18 protein-coding genes are annotated in these 17,554 nt (G+C 66.5%); 14 read left to right on the top strand and 4 right to left on the bottom strand.

Annotated features, from left to right (window positions below; translation table 11 throughout):
* Nucleotides 1–66: 66 nt before the first annotated feature.
* The gene (locus ACR9FL_RS06260) at nt 67–1,254 is read left to right on the top strand and encodes an NAD(P)/FAD-dependent oxidoreductase (RefSeq protein ID WP_436357737.1); all 1,188 of its coding nucleotides are present in this window, start codon (nt 67–69) and stop codon (nt 1,252–1,254) included.
* 4 nt (nt 1,255–1,258) lie between these two features.
* On the opposite strand, the gene ACR9FL_RS06255 is transcribed toward ACR9FL_RS06260, so the two are convergent.
* Nucleotides 1,259–2,023, bottom strand: coding sequence for an IclR family transcriptional regulator (locus tag ACR9FL_RS06255; protein WP_436357736.1), 765 nt, complete (start codon nt 2,021–2,023; stop codon nt 1,259–1,261).
* Between the two features lie 159 nt (nt 2,024–2,182).
* Between ACR9FL_RS06255 and ACR9FL_RS06250 the strand changes: the two genes are divergently transcribed.
* On the top strand, nt 2,183–2,863 hold the full coding sequence (locus ACR9FL_RS06250) for an SDR family NAD(P)-dependent oxidoreductase (RefSeq protein WP_436357735.1): 681 nt from the start codon (nt 2,183–2,185) through the stop codon (nt 2,861–2,863).
* Nucleotides 2,864–2,897: 34 nt separating this feature from the next.
* Here the strand turns inward: ACR9FL_RS06250 and ACR9FL_RS06245 are convergent, their stop codons facing one another.
* On the bottom strand, nt 2,898–3,794 hold the full coding sequence (locus ACR9FL_RS06245) for a LysR family transcriptional regulator (RefSeq protein ID WP_436357734.1): 897 nt from the start codon (nt 3,792–3,794) through the stop codon (nt 2,898–2,900).
* A gap of 104 nt (nt 3,795–3,898) precedes the next feature.
* Between ACR9FL_RS06245 and ACR9FL_RS06240 the strand changes: the two genes are divergently transcribed.
* From ACR9FL_RS06240 to ACR9FL_RS06215, 6 genes are all read left to right on the top strand, one after another.
* On the top strand, nt 3,899–5,089 hold the full coding sequence (locus ACR9FL_RS06240; RefSeq protein WP_436357733.1) for an MFS transporter: 1,191 nt from the start codon (nt 3,899–3,901) through the stop codon (nt 5,087–5,089).
* A gap of 23 nt (nt 5,090–5,112) precedes the next feature.
* Nucleotides 5,113–6,195: an alpha/beta hydrolase gene (locus ACR9FL_RS06235; RefSeq protein ID WP_436357732.1), complete on the top strand. Its 1,083-nt coding sequence runs from the start codon at nt 5,113–5,115 to the stop codon at nt 6,193–6,195.
* Nucleotides 6,192–6,686: a (R)-mandelonitrile lyase gene (locus ACR9FL_RS06230; RefSeq protein ID WP_436357731.1), complete on the top strand. Its 495-nt coding sequence runs from the start codon at nt 6,192–6,194 to the stop codon at nt 6,684–6,686. The genes ACR9FL_RS06235 and ACR9FL_RS06230 overlap by 4 nt, the downstream gene beginning before the upstream one ends.
* 31 nt (nt 6,687–6,717) lie before the next feature.
* A complete protein-coding gene (locus ACR9FL_RS06225; protein ID WP_436357730.1) occupies nt 6,718–7,776 on the top strand; it encodes an NAD(P)-dependent alcohol dehydrogenase in 1,059 nt (352 codons plus the stop codon).
* Between the two features lie 459 nt (nt 7,777–8,235).
* Nucleotides 8,236–9,000, top strand: coding sequence for an SDR family NAD(P)-dependent oxidoreductase (locus ACR9FL_RS06220; RefSeq protein WP_436357729.1), 765 nt, complete (start codon nt 8,236–8,238; stop codon nt 8,998–9,000).
* 2 nt (nt 9,001–9,002) lie between these two features.
* The gene (locus ACR9FL_RS06215) at nt 9,003–9,992 is read left to right on the top strand and encodes an AraC family transcriptional regulator ligand-binding domain-containing protein (protein ID WP_436357728.1); all 990 of its coding nucleotides are present in this window, start codon (nt 9,003–9,005) and stop codon (nt 9,990–9,992) included.
* A gap of 137 nt (nt 9,993–10,129) precedes the next feature.
* Here ACR9FL_RS06215 and ACR9FL_RS06210 read toward each other — a convergent pair whose 3' ends face one another.
* A complete protein-coding gene (locus tag ACR9FL_RS06210) occupies nt 10,130–10,816 on the bottom strand; it encodes a TetR/AcrR family transcriptional regulator (protein WP_436357727.1) in 687 nt (228 codons plus the stop codon).
* Nucleotides 10,817–10,954: 138 nt separating this feature from the next.
* Between ACR9FL_RS06210 and ACR9FL_RS06205 the strand changes: the two genes are divergently transcribed.
* The 4 genes from ACR9FL_RS06205 to ACR9FL_RS06190 are packed head-to-tail and all read left to right on the top strand — an operon-like array spanning nt 10,955 to nt 15,495.
* Nucleotides 10,955–12,394 (top strand): efflux transporter outer membrane subunit, encoded by a 1,440-nt coding sequence (locus tag ACR9FL_RS06205; RefSeq protein WP_436357726.1) that lies wholly within the window; start codon nt 10,955–10,957, stop codon nt 12,392–12,394.
* Nucleotides 12,378–13,391 carry an HlyD family secretion protein gene (locus tag ACR9FL_RS06200; RefSeq protein ID WP_436357725.1) on the top strand — a complete coding sequence of 338 codons (1,014 nt, stop codon included), beginning with the start codon at nt 12,378–12,380 and terminating at the stop codon, nt 13,389–13,391. The genes ACR9FL_RS06205 and ACR9FL_RS06200 overlap by 17 nt, the downstream gene beginning before the upstream one ends.
* An 11-nt stretch (nt 13,392–13,402) precedes the next feature.
* Nucleotides 13,403–14,338 carry an ABC transporter ATP-binding protein gene (locus ACR9FL_RS06195; RefSeq protein ID WP_436357724.1) on the top strand — a complete coding sequence of 312 codons (936 nt, stop codon included), beginning with the start codon at nt 13,403–13,405 and terminating at the stop codon, nt 14,336–14,338.
* On the top strand, nt 14,335–15,495 hold the full coding sequence (locus ACR9FL_RS06190) for an ABC transporter permease (protein ID WP_436357723.1): 1,161 nt from the start codon (nt 14,335–14,337) through the stop codon (nt 15,493–15,495). Before ACR9FL_RS06195 ends, ACR9FL_RS06190 begins: the two co-directional genes overlap by 4 nt.
* Before the next feature lie 86 nt (nt 15,496–15,581).
* On the opposite strand, the gene ACR9FL_RS06185 is transcribed toward ACR9FL_RS06190, so the two are convergent.
* Nucleotides 15,582–16,484 (bottom strand): LysR family transcriptional regulator, encoded by a 903-nt coding sequence (locus ACR9FL_RS06185; RefSeq protein WP_436357722.1) that lies wholly within the window; start codon nt 16,482–16,484, stop codon nt 15,582–15,584.
* A gap of 120 nt (nt 16,485–16,604) precedes the next feature.
* On the opposite strand from ACR9FL_RS06185, the gene ACR9FL_RS06180 reads away from it, so the two are divergent.
* On the top strand, nt 16,605–17,093 hold the full coding sequence (locus ACR9FL_RS06180) for a DUF1269 domain-containing protein (protein WP_436357721.1): 489 nt from the start codon (nt 16,605–16,607) through the stop codon (nt 17,091–17,093).
* 59 nt (nt 17,094–17,152) lie between these two features.
* The gene (locus tag ACR9FL_RS06175; RefSeq protein WP_436357720.1) at nt 17,153–17,548 is read left to right on the top strand and encodes a hypothetical protein; all 396 of its coding nucleotides are present in this window, start codon (nt 17,153–17,155) and stop codon (nt 17,546–17,548) included.
* Nucleotides 17,549–17,554: the final 6 nt, after the last annotated feature.

Here is a 17,554-nt window from a genome sequence, read left to right as displayed (position 1 = left end):
GGTGTCGTGGTTTTTGATCTATGTCAAATGCGTTGCATCTAGTGCAACGGCAAATGGAGATCACAAATGGCTGAACGCATCCTCATCCTGGGGGCTGGACACGCTGGCGGCGCGACGGCTATCGCCTTGCGTGAGCTGGGTTTTTCGGGGTCTATCCTAGTTGTCGGAGACGAGGCGCACCCCCCCTACGAACGTCCAAGCCTGTCCAAGGACTATCTGTCCGGCGCCGAGGCCGATCCGGTCTGGCTCGCGCCCGCGGAACGCTGGGCCGAGTTGGACGTGACCCTGAAACTGGGCGCCGAAGCGGTCGCCATCGACCGCGACAAGGGCGAGATTCGACTGGCCGACGGATCGGCCGAAGCCTTTGACACACTGGTCCTGGCCATGGGCGGCCGCGTGCGTCGCCTGCCCCTGCCCGACCATCCCGCCGTCCGCTATCTGCGCACCGCCGACGACGCCCGCGCCATCGCGGCCTCGGCGACGCCGGGCGCCCGCGCCCTGGTGATCGGCGGCGGCGTGATCGGGTTGGAGGCGGCCTCGACCCTGCGCGGTCTGGGCCTGACCGCCACAGTGATCGAAGCGGGCGAGCGCCTGCTGGGCCGCAACGTCCCGGCCGAGGCCGCCGAGTGGCTGGCCGACGCCCACGCCCGCATCGGGATCGATGTGAAGCTGGGCCGGTCATTGCAATCGCTGGAAGACGCCGCTGATGGCTCCGTTCGGGCGCGGCTGGACGACGGCTCGACCACCGAGGCCGACCTGATCGTCGTCGGCATCGGCATCATCCCCTCGACCGAGATGGCCGAGGCGGCGGGCCTGCCGGTGGCGGGCGGGGTTCTGGTCGGCGACGACTACCGCTCCCCCGCCGATGACCGCGTCTTCGTTGTCGGTGATCTGGCCGCCCGCGTCCGCGACGGCGCCGCCGCCCGCATGGAGACCTGGGCCCACGCCCAGACCTCGGCCCGCGCCGCCGCCCTCGCCATTCTGGGCCAGCCCGCCGAAGTCGAGCCGACGCCCTGGTTCTGGACCGCCCAGTGCGGCCACAATCTGCAAATCCTCGGTGATCCGGCAGCGGGCGACGCGGTCGTGTCGCGCGGCGAGGCGGTGCGTCTCTATCTGCGGGACGGCGTCCTGGTCGGCGCCGTCTGTCTGGATCAGCCGCGCGACTTCGCCACGGCGCGCCGCCTGATGGGCAAGGTGCTGGTCGAGGAAACGGCGTCCGATCCGGCGACCGATCTGCGCAAGGCCGCCGCCTGATCCGTCAGGCCGGGCGTACCCCGCCCGTCGCCAGCGTGATCTGATCGCAGACCTCAATCAGGCGTTGGCGCGCCTGATCGTCGTATTGCGGCTTGAACACGTCGGTGGCCAGGACGGTGGCGGTGAAGACCGCCTCCCCCTGCAGGTCGAAGATCGGCACGGCGGTCGCCCGCAGGCCGGGGATCAGATCACCCCGGATGGCCGAATAGCCGTCGCGCCGCACCCGCGCGCGCAGACCCTCGACATCGACCGGCTGAAACTGCGGCTGGGTCTCGCGCTCGACCATCTGCCGCGTCGCCGCCTCTGGCCGGAAGGCCAGAAACACATGCCCCGTGGCCGAACTGAGCAACGGCAGGGGCGAGCCGACCATCAGCGAGGTCGAGATGGCGGGCGTGCCCATGATCCAGCGCACAACGATCGGCCCGGTCGGCCCCAGGGCGCCCATCTGCACCGTGCGTCCCGTCTCGGCGACATAGTCGGTCAGGGCGATGGCCGCCTCGCGGAAACTGTCCATCCGCGACAGAGCCGCCAGCCCCAGACGCAGCGCGCCCGAACCCAGCTCATAGCGCCCCGTCGCCGTATCCTGACGCGCCATCCCGGCGGCGATCAGACTGGCCAGATAGCGGTGCGCCTGCGACGCTGACAGGTCCGACGCCTGGGCGATCGCGCCCAGCGCCGCCGCCCCGTTCTGCGCCGCCAGCACCTCCAGCACGCGTAGGCCGATGCCCACGGACTGAATACCCTGACGCCGCTCGCCTGCTTCGCTCATTCCGCCTCCGCCTTGATCCTGGACGCCAAGATACACGGTTTAGCCACAGCGCGGCGTGTTTGGATATGACCAGCCTCGCCTCAATGATCGGCCGCCCGGAGCCTTGACCCCGGCATGGCCGCGCCCGAAGCTGAGCAACCGATCGAACGAGAGCCCCCAATGAGCCAGCGCGTCACAGTCATCACCGGCGCCTCGGGCGTGCTCGGACGGGCCGTCGCGGACGCCGCCCTGGCGCGCGGCGACGCCGTGGCCGCCATCGACTTCGGCCCGGTTGAGCGTGCGGATGGCGACGACTGGCTGGGCCTCGGCGGCGTCGACCTGACCGCCCCGGACGCCGCCCTTGCCGCCGTGGAGACTGTGGTTCAGCGTTTCGGCCGCATCGACAGCCTGATCAACGCCGTCGGCGGCTTTGTCTGGCAGACGACCGAGGGCCCGCTGGAAAGCTGGGACCGGATGCACCGGATGAATCTCGTGACCGTGCTCAACGCCTGTCGCGCCGCCCTGCCCCATCTGTCCAAGTCGAACGCCGGACGCATCGTCAACGTCGGCGCCCTGGGCGCGCTTCAGGCCGGCGCGGGCATTGGCGCCTATGCCGCGTCCAAGGCCGGCGTGCACAAGCTGACCGAAGCCCTGGCCGAGGAAACCAAGTCCACCGCCCTGACCGTCAACGCCGTCCTGCCCTCCATCATCGACACCCCCGCCAACCGCGCGGACATGGCCGACGCCGATTTCTCGACCTGGGTCCAGCCGGCGGAACTGGCGACGGTGATGCTGTTCCTGGCCAGCGACGCCGCCTCGGCGGTGACCGGTGCGCTCCTGCCGGTCAAGGGACGCGTCTAGCGAGAGGGGGCGCGCCCGCCGCCGGAGCACCGGATCATTCCCGTCTATGCCGCAGGGCATCGACGATGATCTGGAAGGCCAACAGGTTCTGGCGGCGACTGGGGTAGTAGAGAAAATAGCCTTCGAAGGGCGGCGACCAGTCGTCCAGGACCACCTCCAGCGCGCCCGAGGCGACGGCCGTCGCCACCATGCTGTCCGGCACATAGGCGATGCCGAAGCCGCTGACCGCCGCATCGACCATGGCGTAGGAGTTGTTGAAGGTCAGTTGGCCGTTCACCCTGACCCGCAGTTCCTTGCCGTCCTTCTCGAACTCCCAGGCGTAGAGGCCGCCCGAGGTTTCCTGGCGCGTATTGATGCAGCGATGGCGCACCAGATCCTGGGGGTGCCGCGGCCGTCCGTGCGCCGCCAGGTAGTCGGGCGAGGCCACGGCGACCAGCCGCCAGTCCGGCCCGATGCGGACGGCGATCATGTCCTTCTCGACGCTTTCGCCGAGGCGGACGCCGGCGTCGTAGCCCTCCTCGACGATGTTGCGGAAGGTGTTGTCCAGCAGCAGTTCGACGCTGATATCGGGATAGGCGGCCAGCACCGGCTTCAGCTTGGGCCAGACCACCGTGTCCAGGGCGTGATCGGACAGGGTCAGCCGGATCGAGCCTGACGGCGTGTCGCGAAAGGCCGTCAGGGCGGCGATCTCTTCCTCGATCTCGGTCATGCGCGGGCCAATGGTCTGCAACAGACGCTCGCCCGCGACCGTGGTGGCCACGTTGCGCGTGGTCCGGGTCAGCAGGCGGATGCCCATGCGGGCCTCCAACTGCTTGATGGCGTGACTGAGCGTCGACTGCGCCACGCCCAGTCGCGCCGCCGCCTTGGTGAAGCTGCGCTCCTCGGCCACCGCCTGGAACCAGGTCAGTTGGTTGAAGTCGGTCCGCTCCATGGCGCTCTCCCGTCGTGGAGCGCCAGATTATTCGATCTGGTCGATTAGTTCATGCCAATTGAGCCGCCTAATCGCTTTGTCTCGCCGCCGCTAAAACGCCGGCCATGACCCAAGCCACCCTCTCCGCCGACACGAATGTCGAACCCGTCGCCGCCTGGGGCGCCGTCCTGTCCATGACCCTGTGCGTGGCCCTGCTGATCGCCTCGGAGTTCATGCCGGTCAGCCTGCTGACGCCGATGGCTCATGGCCTGGGCGCAACTGAGGGCCAGACGGGCCAGGCCATCTCGATCAGCGGCCTGTTCGCCATCGGGGCCAGCCTGCTGGTCACGACCTCGGCCGGACGATTGAACCGCAAATGGGTCCTGGTCGCCATGACCGCCCTGATGCTGCTGTCCCTGGTCCTGGTCGCGGCGGCGCCGAGCTTCGCCGTGCTGATGATCGGCCGCGCCATGCTGGGCGTCTGCGTCGGCGGCTTCTGGGCCCTGGCGACCGCCGTCATCATGCGCCTCGTTCCCAAGGACGAAGTGCCGCGCGCCCTGGCCCTGATGTTCGGCGGTCAGGCCATCGCGGCGGCCTTCGCTGCCCCCGCCGGCAGCTACCTCGGCGGCCTGCTGGGCTGGCGCGAGGTCTTCTGGGCGCTGACGCCCATCGTGGCGCTGAACCTGATCTGGCACGTCGTGGCCCTGCCCTCCCTGCCCGCCCGCCAGCAGCAGGCCTTCGGAGCCATGTTCAGCCTGCTGAAGCGCCCCTATTTCCTGATGGGTCTGATCGCCTCCATGCTGTCCTGGGGTTCGGCCTTCACCATGTTCACCTACCTGCGCCCCTTCCTGGAGCGGGTGACGGGCGTGGACGTGACCCTGCTGTCGCTCCTGCTGCTGGCCCTGGGTTGCGCGGGCTTCGTCGGCACCTGGGCCTCCGGGCGTTTCGTCAGAGGCGACGTGGCCCGGCTGCTGAAACTGCCCGCCCTGGTGATGGGCGCCTGCACCCTGGGCCTTCTGGCCCTCGGCGCATCGCCGGTCGCGGCGGGTCTGTTGCTGATGCTGTGGGGCGCGATGAACACCGCCATGTCGGTGATCTGGATGACCTGGATGTCACAGAACGTCGATGACGCGCCAGAGGCCGCCGGCAGTCTGATGGTCGCGGCGATTCAGGCCTCCATCCTGCTGGGCGCCGTAGTCGGCGGCTGGCTGCTGGACGGCTTTTTGATCCAGGCGACCTTCATCGGCAGCGTGGTTCTGGCCGGCGCAGCCATCGTCCTGGTCGGCAACGGCCAGAAGCTTCTGAAGCCCCAATGATCGACACAAACGAGGAGATGACCATGACCCGCTCTGACACCCGCCATCCGGCCCGTCGCGATCTGGTGAAGCTGACCGGCGTGGGCGCCGTCGCCCTGACCGCCGGGATCGCCAATCCCGCCAAGGCCCGGACCAAGGACACCCTGACCATGACCGACGACTGGGACAAGACCTTCCCGAAAAGTCCGAACGTCGACCATCAGAAGGTCACGTTCAAGAACCGCTACGGCCTCACCCTGGCCGGCGATCTCTATCTGCCCAAGGATCGCACGGACCGTCCCCTGGCCGCGCTCGTCGTCAGCGGGCCGTTTGGCGCGGTGAAGGAGCAGTCCTCGGGCCTCTACGCCCAGACCATGGCCGAGCGCGGCTTTGCGGCCTTGGCCTTCGACCCCTCCTTCACCGGCGAAAGCGGCGGCGAACCGCGCAACGTCGCCTCGCCCGACATCAACACCGAGGACTTCAGCGCGGCGGTCGACTTCCTCGGCCTGCATCCTTCCGTGGATCGTGAGCGGATCGGCATGATCGGCATCTGCGGCTGGGGCGGCATGGCGCTGAACGCCGCCGCCGTGGACAAGCGCGTCAAAGCCGTCGTGGCTGTGACCATGTATGACATGACCCGCGTCATGTCGAAGGGCTACAACGACAGCGTCACGCCGGAACAGCGCACGCAGACTCTGGAGCAGTTGAGCCGCCAACGCTGGGAAGACGCAGCGGCTGGAACCCCGGCCTACCAGCCGCCCTATAATGTGCTGCAAGGCGGCGAACCGCAGTTCATGGTCGACTACGCCGACTACTACATGACGCCGCGCGGCTACCATCCCCGCGCCGTCAACTCCGGCAATGCCTGGACGCAGACCACCCCGCTGTCCTTCATGAACATGCCGCTACTGACCTACATTCATGAGATCTCGCCGCGCCCGATGTTGCTGATCCACGGAGAGAAAGCCCATTCGCGCTACTTCAGCGAGGCCGCCTATGCGGCGGCGGCCGAACCCAAGGAACTGATGATCATTCCCGGCGCCAGCCACGTCGATCTCTATGACCGAATGGATGTGATCCCGTTCGATCGACTGGTCGAATTCTTCGGTCGCGCATTGTCGTCATGAGCCGCCGCACCCTCACCGCCCTGGCCGCCGCATTCGCCGTGGCCGCCCCACCCGTCCTCGCCCAGGAAGGCCTTCCCGTCATGGACATCACCCGCAAGGCCGACATGCAGACGGTCGAGGGACCGGCCGACTACTTCACCGGCCGCGTCACGATCACCGGACAGTTCCAGCGCGAGGCGCCGTCCCGTGTCAGCGGCGCCCTGGTGCGGTTCGAGCCCGGCGCACGCACGGCCTGGCACACCCACCCGCTGGGCCAGACCCTGATCGTCACCGAGGGCGTGGGCTGGACCCAGATCGAAGGCGGGCCAAAGCTGGAGTTTCACGCCGGCGACATCCTGTGGTGTCCCGCCGAGCACAAGCACTGGCACGGCGCGACACCGCACGAGGCCATGAGCCACATCGCCATTCAGGAAAGCCTGAACGGCACGCCCGTCACCTGGATGGAACATGTGGCCGACGCAGAATATCTTGCACCCGCCCAGACCGACTGACCCCGCCATCCGCGTCTCCGAGGAAAACACCATGACCGTCAAAGCCTATGGCGCCCACGCCGCCGACAAGCCGCTCGAAGCGCTCGACATCGTCCGCCGCGCGCCCGGCGACCACGACGTCCAGATCGAGATCGCCTATTGCGGCGTCTGTCACTCTGACCTGCACACGGTGCGCGGCGAATGGGCCGGGACCCTCTACCCCTGCGTGCCGGGTCACGAGATCGTCGGTCGCGTTTCCGCCGTCGGCGCCCACGTCAGCCGCTTCAAGGAAGGCGATCTGGTCGGGGTCGGCTGTATGGTCGACAGCTGCCAGGCCTGCGCCTCCTGCGACGAAGGGCTTGAGCAATACTGCGAAGGCACGGGCATGGTCGGCACCTACAACGGCCCCACGGCCGACGCACCTGGCCATACCCTGGGCGGCTATTCGCAACGCATCGTCGTCAGCGACAAGTTCGTGGTGAAGGTCAGCCACCCCGAGGGCCAACTGGCCGCCGTCGCCCCCCTGTTGTGCGCCGGGATCACCACCTGGTCGCCGCTGCGTCACTGGAACGCCGGTCCCGGCAAGAAGGTGGGCGTGGTCGGCATCGGCGGCCTGGGTCACATGGGGGTCAAGCTGGCCCGCGCCCTGGGCGCCGAGGTCGTGGCCTTCACCACTTCGGAAAACAAGCGCGCAGACGCCAAGGCCCTGGGCGCCCATCAGGTGGTCGTCTCGCGCAATGCCGACGAAATGAAGGCGCATCGCGGCAGCTTCGACCTGATCATCAACACGGTCGCCGCCAGCCATGATCTGGACGCCTACACCAGCCTGCTGCGCCGCGACGGCGCCCTGGTTCTGGTCGGCGTGCCGGAGCACAACCACCCCTCGCCTCAGTTCGCCTCGCTGATCTTCCGACGCAAGTCCATCGCCGGCTCGATGATCGGCGGCATCGCCGAAACCCAGGAGATGCTCGACTTCTGCGCCGAGCACGGCATCGTCGCCGACATCGAGATGATCCCGATCCAGCAGATCGAGGACGCCTATGCCCGCATGACCCGCAGCGACGTGAAGTATCGCTTCGTCATAGACAGCGCGAGCCTGGCGGCGGAATAGGCGTACGAGGGATTCATCGAACGATTCCCCAATTTCTCGCCGTTCCCAAAGGGCTTCCCGATCGATGCGATAGAGATCGAACCAGTATACGAGATCTGCGGCGCGCAACGCCCTCAGCAACTCGCCGTCGTCATCGGGCAAAGAGGGGCGATCCGTCTGCGCCCGATGTCCGAGCCAGGCGGCTGCGTGGATCAGCACCTCCGCAGGCTACCAGCATCCGGCCATGTGGAGGCCGACAGGTGCGCCCCGAAATAGGCCTGCCAGCCGCCTGACGCCGGATCAAGGCGCTGGTGGTCGAGTCGGTCCGACAGGACGTTAGCGACCGCGCCCGACCACGTCTGTCCAGCAGGTTCTGCGCGACAGAACGGCGCGAACCGCCAATAGCCTGGCGCGTTACGCCATATGGATCCGACGGCGTTTGCCTATCCTGACCTCATCAACAAGGAAGGACAGACGACCATGACCCATCAAGTCGCACTCATCACCGGCGGCGCCAGCGGCATCGGCCTGGAGACCGCCAGGAAGCTGATCGGACAAGGCGTCACCGTGGTGATCAGCGGTCGCCGTCAGGAAGCCGGAGACGCGGCGGTCAAAGAGCTGCAATCCATCGCCAGGGACGGCGCCCAGGCCCGCTTCATCCGCAACGACGTCACCGATGAAGCCGCGGCCGAAGCCATGATCGACCAGATCGTGTCCGAGTTCGGTCGCCTGGACATGGCGGTCAACAATGCGGGCATTTCCAACGAGACCGCGACGATCGAAGGCTCCGACAGCGACAACTTCCGCGCCATGATCGACACCAACATCCTGGGCCTCTACTTCGACATGAAGTACGAAATTCGGCAGATGCTGAAGCAGGGCAAGGGCGCCATTGTGAATCTGGCCTCGATCGCGGGCCTCAACGGCATGCCGTGGGCCGGCGCCTATTCGGCGACCAAGCACGCCGTCGCCGGTCTGACCAAGTCGGCCGCGCTGGATCACGCCGCACAGGGCGTGCGGATCAACGGCGTGGCTCCCGGCGCGGTCCGCACCGACATCATCGCCAAGCAGTTGGAAGGCGGCGACGACAACTATAACGAGGCCAACATCAGCGCCATGCACCCGATGAACCGCCTGGGTCGCCCCGAAGAAATCGCCAACGGCATCGCCTGGCTGCTGTCCGATGAAGCCAGCTTCGTGACCGGCCACATCCTCAGCATCGACGGGGGCTTCCAGGCCAAGTGATGATGCCCGACCGCATCAAGATTCCCTCGGCCTTCTGGGTCGGCGCGGATCGCCTGAACATCGGGCGGTCCGCGATCCTGCGCGGCGCGGGCCTGCCCGCCAGCGTCGCGCGGGACGACGCCTCGGTGTCGACCGAACAGTTCTTCGCCCTGTGGCGCGCGCTCGAAGCCCTGCTCGGCCCCGAGGCCGGGCTGCGACTGGCGCAGGCCCTGGACGGATCGGTCCTGCCGCCGTCCTTTCTGGTCGCCTATCATGCAAGGGACTACGGCGACGCACTGCGCCGCGTGGCCCGCTTCAAGGCCCTATGTGCGCCCGAGGCCCTGACGCTCACGACACAGGACGAAGCTTGCATCGTCGAGACCGCCTGGCCTCACGCCCGAACGGCGCCGCCGGTCTCCCTGGCCGAGGCCACCCTCGTCTCTCTGGTGGAATTGGCTCGATCCGGCGCCGACGCCGGCTTTCGTCCGCTGCGGGTGGAACTGAGGCGCGCTCCCAACGCCGAGGTCGCGGCCTATTTCGGCTGCCCCGTCGTCTGGCGGGCGCCGCACGAGCAACTGATCATCGACGCCCGCGACCTCGAACGACCGTTTAAATCCTACAACAGCGAGCTTCTCGCCATCCTGGACGCCGCCCTGGCGCAAAACCTGGACGCCCAGGCCGCCCAGGCCTCCCTGTCCCAGCAGGTGAAATGGCTCATTCGTCGCGCCCTGACGGCAGGTCGCCCCGAACTGCGCGGCATCGCCCGCGAACTGGCGATCAGCGAGCGCTCACTGCAGCGACGCCTGGGTGAGGAAGGCCTCAGTTTCCAGGCCCTGCTGTCCCAGACCCGACATCAACTGGCCCTGGAACATCTGCGCGACACCTCGCTGGACATCGCCGAGATCGCCTATCTGTTGGGCTACGACGATCAGGGCTCCTTCTATCGGGCCTTCCAGAAATGGGAGAGCCGGACGCCGTCGGAGTGGCGCGAAGCAATGGCGTTCGGTCGCTGATCGGCAGCGTCTTTTCCGGGGCTGCCTTTGAGGTCCATAAGACGAGCTCCGTAGGGCTCTGCCTGAATGACGCCGCAAAGCGCCAGTTGCTGACTTAGCCGAACGGCCGATGAGAGGACGTTGCGAGGAGCCCCTTCTCAACCCTCGCCTTGGTGTAGGGACAGCCCATCCAGCACAACCTTCGCGTGCTGTTCGGCCAACGCCGCAAGGTCGGGCATGACCGCCGTCGTGCCAGCAAAAGTCTGCCGGAAGAATAGACCCGCCAGCATTGGTCCCATGATTGAAAATCCCAAGAGACGGGGATCACAGGGCCTGATCTCCCCGCGCGCCTGCGCCCTTTCAATCGCGGCGACGATCAAGGCCAGGACCTTGGAAAAAACCTCATCGTACCACACCTGAGTGAGGTCCGGAAACGCGGCCGCTTCCGTCGTCAGCAATCTCAACAGAGCTGGAAGCCTGTCTTCGGAAGCCATAACCGCCGCCTGCTGAAGCAGGGCCGAGACGAACGTCTCGATCGGCACATCCGGCGGCGCCGTGACCTCGCGGAGCCGTTCAATGTTGGCTTCCAGAATAGTGCGCGCCGCACCTCGGAAGAGATCTTCCTTCGTCGGAAAATAGACGAAGACCGTGGCTTTGGAGACCCCAGCGCGTCTAGCGACCTCCTCCATGCGGGTAGCGGCGAATCCGCTCTCTGCAAACACCTTGATCGCGGCCTCGATAATCTCACCGGGTCGCGCCTCCTTGCGGCGTCGACGAGCCGATGACTTTGAACCGCCTTTGGCGGCGATGCTCGGGGTATCGCTGGATTTCGGATCAGGACTCATGCGGCATTATCGCTGCCGACGCGCCCATAACCAAGGGATCAAAATAATTATTGACCCGCTGGTCATTAATTGACGATACTCACCCCCATGAAGGGTCCACCCACGAGTCTGATCATCCTGACGACGCTCGGCGGCTGCGTGGCCGGGCCGAACTACGCGCCTGAGCCGGCGGCCGCGCCATCGGCGTTCCGCTATGCGGCGGCGAGCGAGGCGGCCGGTCCGATAGGCGAATGGTGGAGCGCGTTCGGCGACTCCCAGCTCGACGGATTGATCGCACGCGCCTTGACCGGCAACCTCGACCTGGCCCAGTCAGAGGCTCGAATTCGGCAGGCGCGGGCACAGGAAGCGGTCGTCCGGGGCGGCGCTGGCCCGACACTGAACGCCAGCGCGCAGGCGGGCTATAATCAGCTCAGCGACAATGCCCTGCCCTCGGCCCTCTCAGGCCTCGGCGGAGGAAGCACGGGCGGAGAGACCGCAGGCGGCATCGGCCTGCCCGGCGAAGGGTTTGCCAACTACCAGATCGGTTTCGATGCATCCTGGGAGCTGGACCTGTTCGGAGGCCAGCAGCGCGCAGAACAGGCCGCCATCGCGCGCATCGAGGCCGCCGTCTGGTCCGCCCGCGACGTCCAGGTGCGGCTCGCAGCCGAGGTCGCCAACAGCTATTTCCAGTATCGGGCCCTGCAACGACGTCTGATGCTTAGCGACCTTCAGATCGCCGCTGAGCAGGAACATGGCGAGACCGTCGCGGCGCGCGTCCGCAACGGCCTGTCCTCCACCCTAGACCAAAGCCGCCAGACCGTGTCGAAGGAACAACTGATCGCCGCGCGCACCGAACTGGCCGCCCAAAGGGATACCCGCCGGCTTGCGCTGGAGACGCTGCTGGGGCTGCATCCGGGCGCACTCGAAGCCGAACTGGCCGAGACTTCGACCGCCTACCCGATGCTCGTCCCTGTACCCGCCGGCCTGCCATCGGAACTGCTGCAACGTCGACCGGACCTTCGCGCCGCAGAGCGCAGGGCGGCCGCCGCCAGCGCTGACATCGGGGTGGCGACGGCCGACCTGTATCCCAAGCTCAGCCTGACAGGCGTGCTCCAGCTGGCCTCGCGCGAGTTGTCCACCCTGCTGGAAAGCGACAGCCTGGTCGCCAACGGTGCGGGACGCCTGAGTCTGCCGCTGGTCGATGGCGGCGCGCGGCGCGCGACCGTCGATCTGCGCCGCGCCCAGGCCGAGGAAGCCGAGTTGGCCTATCGTTCGACGATCCAAACCGCGCTGCGAGAGGTCGAGGAGGCCTTGCGCCGTCTCGACGCCGACCGGCGGCGGGTGACGCAGCTTCAGGCCGCAGCCGCAGCGGCCCGCGATGCGGCCGACACCAGCCAGGCGCGGTACCGCAGTGGCGTCGTGGCGCTAGACGAGGTGCTTGACGCCCGCAAGGCCGCCGCCTCCGTCGAGGACGCCGTCGCCCAAGCTCAGGCCGCAGCGGCCCAGGATATGATCGCCATCTACAAGGCGCTCGGCGGGGGCTGGGACGAACGTCGCGTCGCCCTTTTCGGAGAAGGCATTGATGCCGCAAACCGCTAAAGCCCCCTCCACACCGCCGGCCACGCCATCGCGCCTGCCCCGCCTGATCATCGCGGGCTTGGCCGTCGTCCTGATCGCCGTCATGATCTGGTGGTTCTTCGGCCGCCAGGAGCGGCGCGACGCGGAGCTGTTCACCGGCTATGTCGTCAGCCAGGACGTTTACATGGCCTCGCCGGTCAGCGGGACTCTGGCTGCGATCAGCGTGCAGCGTGGGCAGCGGGTCGAGGCGGGTACGCCGCTCTTCCGTATCGACCCCACAGTCCGCGCCGCCGAGGCCGATCAGGCGAGAGCCCAAATCAGCGCCGACCTGGCCCGGGTTCAGCAGCATGAGGCCGATCTGGCCCGCGCCCGCGCCGATGTGGCCACCGCTGAGGCTGAAGTCGACCGCGCCCGCGCCCAGGTCGTCCGACTGACCTCCTCCCATGCCGACAAACCGGGCTCAGTCGCCCAGTTGGACATCGATCAGGCCCAGGCCGCCCTGCGCGCCGCCCAGCGCAAGCGCGACGCGGCCGCGACCCAGGTCGCTTCGGCCACGGCCGCCATCTCGGCGGCTCGGGCTCAGGTCCAGCAGTCGCGATCCGGCCTCACGTCTTCGGAGCGTCAACTGAACGACCTCTCGCCCGTCGCGCCCCAGACCGGCCGCGTCGAGGACGTGATGTATCGGGCTGGCGAAAGCGTCGCCGCCAATGCCCCTATCGTCTCCATCATCCCTGACGGCGAGGTCAAGGTGCGCTTCTATGTGCCGCAAGGAGCGGTGCACGCCTTCCAACCGGGCCGCCGCGTCGCCATCGCCTGTGACGGCTGCCCGGACGGCATGAGCGCCGTGGTCGATTTCGTCGCCACCCGACCTGAGTTCACCCCCCCGATCATTTACAGCCTCGATGCGCGCCAGAAGCTGGTCTTTCTCGTAGAAGCCGTCCCCGCCAACCCGCGCGCCCTGATCCCTGGCCAGCCGATGGATGTCGCCGGCGAGGCGACCGACCTGTCCCGGCGATGAGCGAGGGCCCGATGACCGATCAGCCGCCTGCCGCCATCGACGTTCAGGGCCTGAACAAGAGCTTCGGCGACAAGCATGTGGTGCGCGACGTGTCGATCCGCGTCGATGAAGGCCGGATCACCGGCTTCCTGGGCCCCAATGGGGCGGGTAAGACAACGACGTTGCGGCTGCTGTGCGGTCTGCTGACCCCGGACAGCGGCGAAGGCGAGGTGCTCGGCCTCGATTTCCGCACCGAAACCGACGCGATCAAGCGGCAGACCGGCTATATGACCCAGCGGTTCTCGCTCTACGAGGACATGACGATCGAGGAGAACCTGGCCTTCATCGCGCGGGTCTATGGGCTCGGTGACCGAAGGCAACGTGTCGAACAAGCGCTGAAGCGACTGGGCCTGTACGACCGCCGCAAACAGTTGGCCTCTGCGCTGTCGGGCGGATGGAAACAGCGGCTGGCGCTCGCCGCGGCGACGCTGCACGGACCGAAGCTGCTCCTGCTCGACGAGCCCACAGCCGGGGTCGATCCCAAGGCCCGACGCGAATTCTGGGACGAGATCCACGCCTTGGCCGCCGCCGGTCTGACCGTCCTGGTCTCGACCCACTACATGGACGAGGCTGAGCGTTGCCATGACATCGGCTATATCCTCAACGGCCGACTGATTGCGCGAGGCACAGCCGCCGAGATCATAGCGAATTCCGGTCTGGTGACCTTCAACGGCCAGGGCCCTGACATCGGGAGGGTCGCGGCGAAGCTGGAGCATCAGCCGGGCGTGCTCAGCGCCTCGGCCTTCGGCGCTGCGGTCCATGTCAGCGGTGTGGATCGGGCGGCGCTCGACACCGCGATAGAACCCTATCGTCACTCGCCCTATGAGTGGAACGAGGTCAGCCCCTCGCTGGAAGACGTCTTCATCCAGTTGATGGGCCGCGAGGCCGACGATCGGTACGCGGCATGAAACGGGCGCTTCTGTCTCTGCTCAGGATATCTCCGGCCCGCGTCGCGGCTGTGATGATCAAGGAGTTCACCCAACTCCGACGCGACCGGATCACCTACGCCATGATCCTGGTGATGCCGCTGATGCAGTTGCTGCTGTTCGGCTACGCCATCAACACCGATCCAAGGCATTTGCCGGCGGCGGTGATCTCCTACGATCACGGACGACTCGCCGACGCCGTAGTCGCCACCCTGGAACGCTCGACCTATGTGGACGTCAAACATCTGCCGACCTCCGAGGCGGAGATGGACCGACTGATGCGACGCGGCGAGATTTCTCTGGCCCTGACTATCCCCGCAGATTTCAGCGAACGCGTGCTCAAGGGCGATCGGGCCCAGGTCTTGGCCGAGGTCGACGCTACCGATCCCACCGCCGCCGGAGGGGTCTCGGCCGCCGTGGCCGCCCTCCCGACGGAGGCTCTGCGTCAGGACCTGCGCGGCGCCGCCGCGCGACCGCCGGCGTCAGCGCCGTTCGAGGTCGTGATCCACCGGCTCTACAATCCCGAAGGCATCACCTCCTACAACATCGTGCCAGGGCTGCTGGCGATCATCCTGTCGATGACCCTGGTGATGATGACCGCCATGGCCGTCACCCGCGAAGTCGAACGCGGCACGATGGAAAGCCTGCTCTCCACCCCCGCCACGGCCTTCGAGGTGATGATCGGAAAGTTGCTGCCCTATGTGGCCGTCGGCATCGCCCAGACCGCGATCGTTCTGCTCCTCGCGCGCCTTCTGTTCTCGGTGCCCATGGCGCAGACCCTGGCGGGCTGGTTCGCCCTTGTCGTCGGAATCGTCCTGTTCATCACCAGCAACCTGGCGCTCGGCTATCTGATCTCGACGGTCGTTAGAAGCCAGTTGCAAGCCATGCAGATTTCAATGTTCTACATGATGCCGTCGCTCTTTTTCTCAGGCTTCATGTTCCCCTTTCAGGGCCTGCCCGTCTGGGCGCGCTTCATCGGCGAAGCCCTGCCGATCACCCATTTCCTCCGAGTCATTCGCGGGTCGCTGCTCAAGGGCCAGGAACTCGCTGACATGTCACCGGACCTGCTGGCGCTCTGCGCCTTCCTGATCGTCGTGGCCACCCTGACCATGATGCGATCGCGCAGCACGCTCGACTAGCTGTTTCAAGCTTGCAAAAGCCGAAGCGCTAGACGGAACCCGCCGGTCAGTCCGCCGCGAGGTGACGTCGCAGGCTATGCGTCCGACTATTCGCTCGCCGGCGCGCCCTCTACGCGCGATTGCAGGAGCAGGGCCTTCGCCCTCGCCGTTCGCGGATTGCGCATGGCGCTCTTGAGCCAGAGGATGAAGTACTCGATGGACGGGTTGCCGACGGGTCCTGGAACCGCCACCAGCGACCCTGCGCTGAGTTCCGCCGCGACGAGATAGCGCGGCAGGACGCTCCAGCCAAAACCCCGAACGACGAAGTTGCGCAGGGCTCGCAGGTCCGGCGTGGTCACCACCTCTTCGGCGTTGCCGATGGCAAGGCCGTTGTGAGCGACCCACATACGCAAAAGGTAGCGCTCCAGGTCATAGGACAGAAAGCCATTCGTCGTCATGGCTGCCCCCAGATCGGCGCTGTTGCTCAGGTCCTGCGCCAGTCCCGGCTCCGCCACAAGAAGCAGTTCCTCGAGGCCATAGGAGGCAGCTTCCAGCCGCGCATCGACCGGCGGCTGAAGGGCGAAGGCGAAGTCCGATCGCCCCTCGACAAGCGTGGTGATGATCTCGGGGCCGAGCGCCGGATGCAGCTGAATCGACAGGTTCCTGGCGGTCAGCGCCTTCAGCCGATCGACCACGAGATCAGACAGGATGTCAGAGGGGCCGCTCAGATGGATGGTGCCCGACATCTTCATCGAACGCGCCCGGAACTCGGCCAGCACATTCTCTGCCGTGTCGATGGCCCCTGACGATCGGGCCGCCAGTTCATCGGCGATGACCGTGGGCTTCACACCGCGCGCGTGTCTGATGAACAGCTTGCGCTCGATCTGGGCTTCAAGGCTGGCGATATGGCCCGAAACGGCAGGCTGAGTCAGGCCCAACTCCTCCGCAGCCTTGCTTACGGAACCCTGCCGATAGACTTCGACGAAACTGCGGAGATGGAGGATCGACATGACAAATCATAAATTATTTTATGAGAGATCCCAACTACAATCATTCGACCTTGGGCCCGAGTGTCGGGCATTGCTTGCTTCACAGCGGCCATTGCGCTGTTCCGAAAAAGCAAGAATCCCATGTCGAAGCTCGTCGCCATCAGTCTGAAGGAAGCTCAAGCCGCCTTTTCGTTGCGCGCCGATATCCTGGCTGCACAGGAGCCATGCCTGTGGCCCGAGGCCGACATTGTCGTCGTGACCAAGCAGACGACGGGCGAGCCGGAACTGCACCTTTCGATGCAGGCGGAAAGCGAAGTCGCCGCCGGAACCTGCTGGTGGGGCGCCGTCGTGCGCCTGCTTCTTGCCGACCCGATGGGCGCCCCAGGGTCCGACGCCGATAGCCGGACATCCGGCCGCCTTGCCGGCCACGGCATCGACAGCCGCTTTGTCCGCCGTGTCGCAACGCGTTTCCGTTCCGCCGCAGCAATGCTCTTCATCTTGGCGCCCGACATCGCCTTCGACATGGTCCTGAATATCCTGAAGCATTGCCGGATGCGATGTGAAGTCCTCACCACAGCGCTTTCTCGGCAAGACGAGGAAGGCCTCAGGCACGCCTTGCGCGCGGCATGAACCAGCAAGACCGCGATCGCCGTCTTCCGCCCATTTTTCTGCTCCCTTCGAGATCGACCATGACCGAGAACACTGTCCGCAATACGTTGTACTTCACGGCAGCCTACAATCTGATGGGTTTCTTCACCTTTCTGATGCCCGCCCGCTTCGGCGCCCTAGCCGGACTGCCGACAGATGTTCCTATGCTCTACACCGGCTTCATCGCCGCCAATATTCTGCTGTTCGGCTTCGTCGGGCTTTGGCAGGCGCGGGCCAGCAGCCTCAACCTCGGCGTGCTGACGATCTTCGGCATCAGCAAGATCACCTTCAGCGCCCTGATGTTCCTGTCCTGGCGACAGGAAGAAATCCTGCTTACCGGCTTCCTGATGAGCCTCGTCGATCTCGCCATGGGGGTCGTCTTCCTGGCCGGTGCGCGTCGGCTCTCGCTCTCGGCGCAGCGGGCCTTCTGGCGCTGACGCCCC

Origin of the sequence: Brevundimonas sp. CEF1, assembly GCF_051353055.1 — a bacterium.
GTDB lineage: Bacteria > Pseudomonadota > Alphaproteobacteria > Caulobacterales > Caulobacteraceae > Brevundimonas.
The sequence above is the reverse complement of the archived record's forward strand: the minus strand, read 5'-3'. Positions and strand labels throughout refer to the sequence as shown.